Source organism: Ensifer adhaerens, assembly GCF_013283195.1.
Lineage (GTDB): Bacteria > Pseudomonadota > Alphaproteobacteria > Rhizobiales > Rhizobiaceae > Ensifer > Ensifer adhaerens_G.
In genome coordinates, this window is sequence record NZ_JABEKT010000020.1 from 1 (window position 1) to 1,012 (window position 1,012).

Genomic DNA, 1,012 nt, shown 5'->3' on the forward strand with positions numbered 1-1,012 from the left:
GCCGTCGCAGAAGATGCGGCCGCTGGTGGTGGAGAAGAACCGCAGGGCGGATGCCACCGGCAGGGCCGATGCGGCCGGCAGGGCCGATCCCGGCATGGGTCAGCCACAACGGGTGCCGGCGGAATAGCCGGCACGCCGATCCCAGGGGAGCGCTGCCTTCGGGCGGCGGATCCCGTCAGACGCCGCGCGAGCGACACGAGGCCAAGGCGCAAGACGCGCTCCGCAACAGGAGCCAGCACCGGCCGAGGAGGATGTCATGGACGAGAAGCTCATCCTGAACCGACCCGACAGCCAGCAGGCGGTCGCGCCGATGAACCGTTACGAGATCGCCGACAAGCCGGAGCGCAAGCGTGGCCGCATGCTGTTGTCGGCCTTGTTTCTGGGCGGTCTCGGCTCGGTGTTTGCCGGCCGTGACGAGGCCGGCGGCAATGCGCCGGCGCATCGGCCTCTTGGCGACGGCGAGGCGATGGCGCCGGAACCCGAACAGCAGACCGGCCCGGATCTCGCCGGTGCGCTCGATGTCGTCAACGATGTCGCCGATTACTTCCGCGAGCTGATGGCCGACTTCGCGCTGACGACCGGCACGGTTCCAACCGTCACCGGACGACTGCGCGCCTCGGTGCGGCTGTCCTTCGACGACGGCCGTCCCGATACCGGCTTTGTCGACGACCGGCCGTTCCAGCAGTCGACCCGCTCGGCCAACGACAATGGCCTGGGGAGCTTCAACTTCCCGCGGCTGTCTTCCTTCGGCAACCTGCCGTCATCAGGCGGCCGCAAGGATGACGACGATGGCAATGGCGGCGGTGACAATGGCGGCGATGACGATGATGACGATGGCAATGGCGGCAACAATGGCGGCAATAACGGGGGCGGCAATAACGGGGGAAACAACAACGGCGGCAACAACGGCGGCGGCAACAACGGTGGCGATGACGACGACGATGACGATGACGGCGCCACCCGCGCCAACCGGCTGCCGGTGGTCACCGGCCGCAACATTCTTGCCAACGGC

1 pseudogene is annotated in these 1,012 nt (G+C 67.9%); it reads left to right on the plus strand.

Features of this window, described 5'->3' with window-relative positions:
- Window positions 1-256: 256 nt before the first annotated feature.
- Window positions 257-1,012 (plus strand): annotated as a pseudogene (locus LPJGGPFB_RS32855) (hypothetical protein); the annotation flags it as partial.